This is a genomic window from Luteococcus sp. (assembly GCF_043424415.1).
Classification (GTDB): Bacteria; Actinomycetota; Actinomycetes; order Propionibacteriales; family Propionibacteriaceae; genus Luteococcus.
Genome location: NZ_JBHWOO010000179.1, coordinates 1 through 6,915, shown reverse-complemented (window position 1 = coordinate 6,915; position 6,915 = coordinate 1). Strand labels below are relative to the sequence as shown.

At 65.3% G+C, this 6,915-nt stretch carries 8 protein-coding genes and 1 pseudogene; 3 read left to right on the top strand and 6 right to left on the bottom strand.

The features are described 5' to 3' along the window. Positions 1–133 precede the first annotated feature (133 nt). The 3 genes and pseudogenes from ACHFFZ_RS10565 to ACHFFZ_RS10555 form a co-directional block, all read right to left on the bottom strand. Positions 134–415, bottom strand: a pseudogene (locus ACHFFZ_RS10565) (transposase); the annotation flags it as partial. A 91-nt stretch (positions 416–506) separates the two neighbouring features. Beyond that, positions 507–941 (bottom strand): GNAT family N-acetyltransferase, encoded by a 435-nt coding sequence (locus tag ACHFFZ_RS10560; protein WP_394276586.1) that lies wholly within the window; start codon positions 939–941, stop codon positions 507–509. 101 nt (positions 942–1,042) lie between these two features. Then, the gene (locus ACHFFZ_RS10555) at positions 1,043–1,900 is read right to left on the bottom strand and encodes a class I SAM-dependent methyltransferase (protein WP_394276585.1); all 858 of its coding nucleotides are present in this window, start codon (positions 1,898–1,900) and stop codon (positions 1,043–1,045) included. 95 nt (positions 1,901–1,995) lie between these two features. On the opposite strand from ACHFFZ_RS10555, the gene ACHFFZ_RS10550 reads away from it, so the two are divergent. Continuing rightward, entirely contained in the window at positions 1,996–3,003 is a 1,008-nt protein-coding gene (locus tag ACHFFZ_RS10550) for a LacI family DNA-binding transcriptional regulator (protein ID WP_394276584.1), read from the top strand. A 78-nt stretch (positions 3,004–3,081) separates the two neighbouring features. After that, the gene (locus tag ACHFFZ_RS10545) at positions 3,082–3,699 is read left to right on the top strand and encodes a DJ-1/PfpI family protein (protein ID WP_394276583.1); all 618 of its coding nucleotides are present in this window, start codon (positions 3,082–3,084) and stop codon (positions 3,697–3,699) included. 59 nt (positions 3,700–3,758) lie between these two features. On the opposite strand, the gene ACHFFZ_RS10540 is transcribed toward ACHFFZ_RS10545, so the two are convergent. The 3 genes from ACHFFZ_RS10540 to ACHFFZ_RS10530 form a co-directional block, all read right to left on the bottom strand. After that, positions 3,759–4,163, bottom strand: a complete 405-nt coding sequence (locus tag ACHFFZ_RS10540; protein ID WP_394276582.1) for a hypothetical protein — start codon at positions 4,161–4,163, stop codon at positions 3,759–3,761. A gap of 775 nt (positions 4,164–4,938) precedes the next feature. Continuing rightward, positions 4,939–5,271, bottom strand: a complete 333-nt coding sequence (gene cutA, locus ACHFFZ_RS10535; RefSeq protein ID WP_394276581.1) for a divalent-cation tolerance protein CutA — start codon at positions 5,269–5,271, stop codon at positions 4,939–4,941. Further along, positions 5,268–5,861, bottom strand: coding sequence for a helix-turn-helix transcriptional regulator (locus tag ACHFFZ_RS10530; protein WP_394276580.1), 594 nt, complete (start codon positions 5,859–5,861; stop codon positions 5,268–5,270). Before ACHFFZ_RS10530 ends, cutA begins: the two co-directional genes overlap by 4 nt. A 160-nt stretch (positions 5,862–6,021) precedes the next feature. Between ACHFFZ_RS10530 and ACHFFZ_RS10525 the strand changes: the two genes are divergently transcribed. Then, the gene (locus ACHFFZ_RS10525; RefSeq protein WP_394276579.1) at positions 6,022–6,441 is read left to right on the top strand and encodes a plasmid replication, integration and excision activator; all 420 of its coding nucleotides are present in this window, start codon (positions 6,022–6,024) and stop codon (positions 6,439–6,441) included. Positions 6,442–6,915: the final 474 nt, after the last annotated feature.

Here is a 6,915-nt window from a genome sequence, read left to right as displayed (position 1 = left end):
CCACCAACCAGCACCGGCCCACCCTCATCGCCCAACGAAACGACGCCTGCGCCAAAGGACAAACCCGCCGCACCGAGATCTACACCCACCTACTCGAAGACCTCGATCACGCCACCGCTTGACACCGATCACCCACATAAGTTGTGGCCGCCTTCAAGATGGCCACGTCTTCTCGTAGGCGTTTGTTCTCGGCCTTGAGCTTTTTGATCTCGGCCAGCTCGTCACTGGTCGTGCCCTGGCGGGTCCCGGCATCGATCTCGGCCTGGTTCACCCACCGGCGCAAGGATTCCTTGCCAACCCCCTCCTGCCGGGCCACCGCCTCCAACGCCTTCGACACCGTCGGGTACTCCGCTCGGTGCTCCTGCACCAACCGCACCGCCCGGGCACGGACCTTCTCATCGACAACTTTCGGCATGCTGACATCCTCTCGAACTCACAAGGATGCGGCATCAAACCTGGGGCGCTTCAACTAGTAGCCGCTGCCAGGAGCTGTGCTAATGGTCGAATCAGGATGGAGCGCGGACGTATTCGAGTTCCCGAACCGGTCCATACTGCTGACGGATGCGACCGGAGGGCGACCAGCCCCGCCGCTCGTAGAACCCTCGCGCGTGACTGTTGTCCTCGAGAACCCACAGCCGTGTCGCGTTGGCTGCTGCCTCCAAGAGACGCCCACCCGCCCCGCATCCAGCAGCGCTAGGAAGCACGTAGAGCGCATCGACCTCACCGTCATGCCACGCCACGAACCCCACTACCGAGTTCTCGATTGAGGCCAGGGCAATGCTTCCCGAGTAGGAGTTCCACCTCTGTTGCGTCTCCTCGCGTGGGAACGGATCGGTGAAGATGTGCGCGTACGCCTCCACCGCGGACTCCTCATGGATCCGGGCCAGCAGCTGACGCACTTCCGGAGTACTCGCGATGACCTTCACGCTGAGGGGGCTCATGGGCGTATCGAACCACCTGCACACGCGATCATCTGCCGCCAGCCCCGCATTCAGCGCGCGGCCGTCACGATCTGCAACGGTTCTCCGCGTATCGGATGTGCTCAGAGCTTGGTGGCCACGAGTGTGTAGGTGAGCGGCACGGTGTCGCGCAGTTCGTAGGGCATGACGTAACCGTCCGGTGTGGGTTTCATGAAGGTGCCCCATTGCCAGTCAAGGGTCTTGTCCTCGTGAAACAGGTCGAGGCGGAGCCCGGCGTCGAGCAGGGCGGTGATGATCTCGGACATCGAGTGGGGCCACTCGTAGGTGCGGGTGCGGGTGGTGGTGACGCCGGGGACGTAGCTGCTGTCGTCGTCCCAGGTCTGGGCGGTGCCGTTGGCGAAGTAGCGGTTGCGCACCTGCAGCGGGAGACGTGACTCGTCCATCGCGTACAGCATGGGGTGCCCATCGCGGATGTAGAAAGTGCCGCCGGGCCGCAGGAGTGCGGCTACCTGCCGGGCCCACTGGTGGAGGTCGTTGAGCCAGGTCAGGGCACCCACGCCGGTGAACACGACGTCGAAGTCCCCGTCCACGGCCGCGCGGGCCTCCAGCGCATCGGCCTGCACCCAAGCCGCGTCCAAGCCACTGTCGTGTGTGAGACGACGGGCCACGGCCAGGGATTCCTGGGAGAAGTCGAGGCCCGTGACCGTGGCGCCGGCGCGGGCCAGGGAGAGGGTGTCGGTGCCGATGTGACACTGAAGGTGGATCACGTCCAGACCGCGGATGCTGTGACCGGGCAGGAAGGGTTCGAGCACGGCCAGGTCCTTCTCGACCCAGTTCTGGGTCGGGTCTGCCGCGAAATCGGCAGCGCCGTAGCTGACCTCGTGCTGGGGTGCGCGCTCGTCCCACATGACCTGGTTCGCGGCGCGGGCTGCTGCCCAGTCGATGGCCATGTCCTGGCCGGTGTAGGTGTCCTCGTTCATGGGCTGTACTCCCTGCGTGTTCTCGTCAAACGATCCGGTGGCCAGTATCTTCTTGATCGATCAAGACAGCATCGACGAGGGGAGGAGGTAGGAGGATGGTACGGATGCAGGACGTGGCGCAGGTCATGGGCGTGTCGACCACAACGGTGAGCAACGCGTTCAGCCGCCCCGACCAGCTCTCCACTGAGCTCCGCGACAGGATCCTGACCAGGGCCGCGAAGATGGGCTACTACGGCCCCCACGTTGCCGGCAGAATCTTGCGCCAAGGGCACGCCAACGCCTACGGGGTCGTATTCATGGACCCGTTGCAGTCCGCCTTCGACGACCAGTTCAAGATCCAGTGGCTGGCTGGCTTCTCCGACGAGCTGCGCACCGCGCAGGCCAGTCTCGTGCTCATGACGGTCCCAGCCACCCAGCAGGCATCAGCCACCGCACTCAGGAACACGCTGGTCGATGGGATCGCGGTGACCTGGTCGTCCCACCCGATCATGTCCATGGCCCGATCCCAAGGACTTCCCGTGGTCGCCGGCGGACCTCACGGCCCCTGCTACGTCACCATCGACGAGCACGCCGCCGGGACAGCGATCGCTGCTCATCTTCGAGAGCGTGGACATGACCACGTGTGCCTGATCACCGGGCCCGTCGCACACCAGCATCCGACACCCGTCACCATGACTTGGGCTGACTACCTAGCCGCAGAACGACCGAACGGGCCTTGGGCCCGCACCCAGGGCATCGTCAATGGCCTTGGCCCCTGCCCACCCACGGTCGCCCAAGCGACCAGCTGGGGACGGGCAGCGGGCGCCGCAGCGGCAGCGGCCGCCCTCGATGCATGTCCCAACACAACTGCCCTGGCCTGCGTCGGGGATCCGCTGGCCATCGGCGCTCTCGATGAACTGAACCGTCGTCACCTGAGCCCTGGAGTCGACATCGCCGTCACCGGGTTCGACGGCATCCCCGACACAGAGGAACGTGACCTCACCACCATTGATACCTACGCCCGCGACCAAGGCACTCACACCGCACGGCTGCTGGTCGACCCGAACTGTCAGCCCCGACAGCTCATCCTCGGCCACGAGCTCATCCACCGCGCCAGCAGCTAAGCCGGCCCTCGAGTCGGGCCCGATCAACGCGATCATCTGCCGCCGTGGTGGCGCCCAACGCGCCGATAGGCTCGGGGCGTGCCCAGCAACGAGCGTCGCATCACGATCATCCTGTTCGACCAGTTCCAGCTGCTCGACGTGTTCGGACCAGTCGAACTGATGAGCAAGGTTCCTGGCGTCACCATCGACTACGCAGGCCCCGTCGCCGGTCCCGTCCGTAGCTCCCAGGGCGCCCAAGTCATCACCGACCTCGCCCACAGCGAGCTCCACGACCCCGACATCATCCTCGTCCCGGGCGGCGCCGGAACACGCCCACTAACCTCCAACCTGAGGTTCCTGACGTGGCTCAGCGAGACCGGACAGTCTGCACAGCTGGTCACATCGGTCTGCACGGGCTCCGCCCTCCTGGCCGCGGCCGGTGCACTTGACGGGTACCGCGCGACGAGCAACAAGTTCGCCTTCGACTGGGCCTCCTCCTTCGGGGCGGATGTCGACTGGGTCACGGAAGCGCGATGGGTGGAGGACCGTGACCGCTGGACCTCGTCTGGAGTGGCCGCCGGCATGGACATGGCGGCAGCACTCATCGAGAAGCTCTTCGGCACGGGGGCAGCGACCAAGGCCACCCAGCTCGCCGAGTACCAACCACAAACGGATCCGACCTACGACCCCTTCGCCACGCTCCACGGTCTGGTCTAGAACATCCGCATCTGCCGCTGGTGGTGTGTCGTGTTGGGTCGTGTGTGCCTGCTGCGCACTCAGCGACTGGCTCGTGCCTCTTCGTCCTTGCTGGCGCTGCGGCCGGCGTGATCAACGTGCAGCTGCACGGCTGTAGCGCGATCATCGGGTATGCCTGCGCCGAGGCGGGGGCCATGGGCATACATCTCGATGCTGTGGCCATTCACTGTCCAAGAGGCGCGGAACCCTGTCGCAGGACCGTTCGACTTTCCGATGTCGTCCGGGGAGCCTGCGATCCCGGAGAGCAACTTCTGGAGCTGTGTCGCCGCCGGGGCCACGACGGTGTCCCATGGCTCACCCGACCAGAGGAACCAGTGCAACCCTACGAACTCGCCGTTGTGGAAGTGCCATCCTCCTCGAGGGTTGCCCCAGTTGCTCGGCCCCTGCGAATTGACGTAGTCCTCGTCGGTTGCTGTCTCGGTCATGTCCAGTCCGTGCTGGGTGAACCATGCGCTGCGTTCGGTCTCAGTGGTCGGCCACGGGCCGGAGGTCAGCTGTTGGACGAGGTCGGCGACGTCGGAAGGGGCGGGCGTGATGGCGGGTTCTGGACGCATGGTGTCGACGCTACGGGTGTGCGTGGCGCCACCACATCAGGGCAGACCCGGACTCGCGCCCCAAAGCACCCTGATGCCGCTGTCCCGCGTCAAGCTTTCTGGCAGGCCGGTTGTGAGGGCATGATCGGCGTCTGAGAGCAGGAGGACCTGACCATGGGAGGACCACCGGTGTTCAGTCCGGAGACCAACACCAGGATCGTGCTGAGCGTGCTGGCCGGCGCGGTGTCGGTCGCGGCCGGCTGGATGACCTCCGCCCACCGGATGGTTGATAATGCCTCATGGCCAACGACCGAGATCCCCAAGCGGACCCCACGGGCACCATAGAAGGTGTCGAGGCTCGTTTGGCGGAGCGTCAGTCCTCGATGAGCTCCGCCGAGTACGACATCCGACGGCTCCTGTTGCAGATGGCCGACAGCCCATCGCAGACCAAGAGCGTCACCCCGCTCCAGAGGCGCCGCGGATGCATCTTCACAGGCTTGCTACTGGTCGCCTGGGGGATCATCGTCGTGACCTGCCGTTGGCTGCACACATCCTTCTGGCTCTTTTGGCTCCTGTGGCTTGCGGCAAACGCTTTGATGCTCGTTTTGGGTCGCCGATGGATTCATTCCGATGAGCAGGACACCTAAGTTGTGGGTCTGCTGCAGCATCAGGTGACAGTGGTGACATGGTCGTTGATCCAAGCCCCGTAAGCGTTGGCTACGTCGGCCATTGGTAGGGCCACGACCTGAGGCACGTCGAATGGGTGGAGTTCTGCCGCCCTGGTTTCCAGCGTCGAGAACAGGTCGGCGCGGGTGTGCAGGTGGGCGAGCGCTTCGGGGCCCTCTTCGATGGCGCCGTCCCAGTGATAGATCGAGTGGACCTGGGGAACGATGTTCGCGCACGCAGCGAGGCGTTCTTCCACGAGGGTGCGGCAGATGCTGGCCAGTTGTTCGTGGTCGGGTGCGGTGATGGTGACGGTGACGAATTCCGGCTCGCTCATGCGTCGGCTCCCTTCTGTGCGATGGCGAGGGCCTTGTCCTGGTCGCGGGCCATGCCGCCGCGTCCGGTGAGTAGTCCGTCGTAGCTGATGCCGGTCCATAGCCCGTGGGCGTGGAGGCCTTGCGGGTTGAGGGTGAAGATCAGGGTTCCCTTGGATCGGGAGGCTCCGTCGGCGGCGGCGTACCAGCCCATCAGGGTGTCGTTGTCCCACAGCTTCATCTCGCCGCGCCAGGCGTAGTAGCCGTCGTCCAGTTCTCCTTCGCCGCGTTCCGCGACCAGGATCAGGCGGTCGTTCTTCTGGGCCACGTGCACGCGCTGGACGGTGTAGTACTCCTCGCCGTCCTTCCAGGTCTGCCACGACATGTGCCAGTCACCGGACAGGTCCAGGCCGTCGCTGTAGCTTCCGGCCAGCTCGTCGAGGGTGAGGTCGAGGGCTGTGGCGATCCGCTGGGCGACGTTGAAGGCCGGCTGCTGCTCTCCTGCTTCGTAGCGGGCGATCTGTCGGACCGCCACTTCTGACTGCGACGCGAGCTCGGCCTGGGACATGCCAAGGCGAGCACGGCGCGCGCGAATGACTTCTGACATGTCCATATAGACATCATGCCTGACCTGCACCCCATGCGAAGCGTAAGGACAGAAACGGACTCATAGATCACACAAGATGACAAAAACGTCTTGCAGGAGACCTTCAGGTCGTGCAAGATGTCTTATACGTCCTGCAGGTTGCAGGAACAGTCACAAAGGAGTGGTCATGGCTTTGGCACGCAAGATCCCGGTCCCGATGGAACTGCCCTTCCCCCACGGGGCCTACCTGCTCAGTGAGCAGGCCGAGGCGGTCTTCGACTTCAACGCACCCCAGCGGCCGGACGGGTCCCGGCCGCAGCAGCTCGACAAGGAGACCGGTCTTCCCGTCTGGCAGGTCGCAGTCCTGGACGCCGACCCCGAAGCGGGTAACCGCGACAAGACCGTCGTGGTGAAGCTCATCGCCTCCCACCAGCCGGTCCCGCCGACGAACACGTCCGGGCTGCCCTTCACGCCGGTCAAGTTCACCGGCCTCACCCTGACGCCCTGGATCGACGACAACGGCCGTCGCCCGAAGCTCGCCTGGTCCTTCCGCGCCACCGGCTTCGACGAGGCGACCAGCAAGCCCACCGCCCAGAAGGCGGCCTGACATGTCGGTCGTCGTGGAGTCGAGTGCCCCTGCTCGCGGCACGGTGCTGACCCAGGCTGCCCGCCCCGTCGCGGTGGGTGTGAGGGCGGTGTGGACTGCGCTGGTCCGGTTCCTGCGGGGTGATGGGCTCTCCGGTTGCCGTTTGCCAGTGGTCGGCTTCCGCGAGATGGGAGACGGTGAGGTCGGCGACGTCCCCAGCGTGGAGGGGTGTGCCACAGCATTGGTACTCCCACAGGTCGATCCAGACGAGTGCTGTTCCGGAGGTGGTGTGTGCCATCGTGTGGCGCTCTTGGTGACGGCGCGGGTCATCGTCGGTGGGTGTGAGGTCGGTGGTCATTGGGCTGCGCGGCGACGCAGGGTGCGGGTCCAGGCGATCCAGGACAGGGTGAGGGTGATGGCCAGGACGGCGATGACCGTCGTGAGGCGGCTGGCGGAGGTGGCGTTCAGGGGGTAGCCGTAGGGCGCGACGACCCA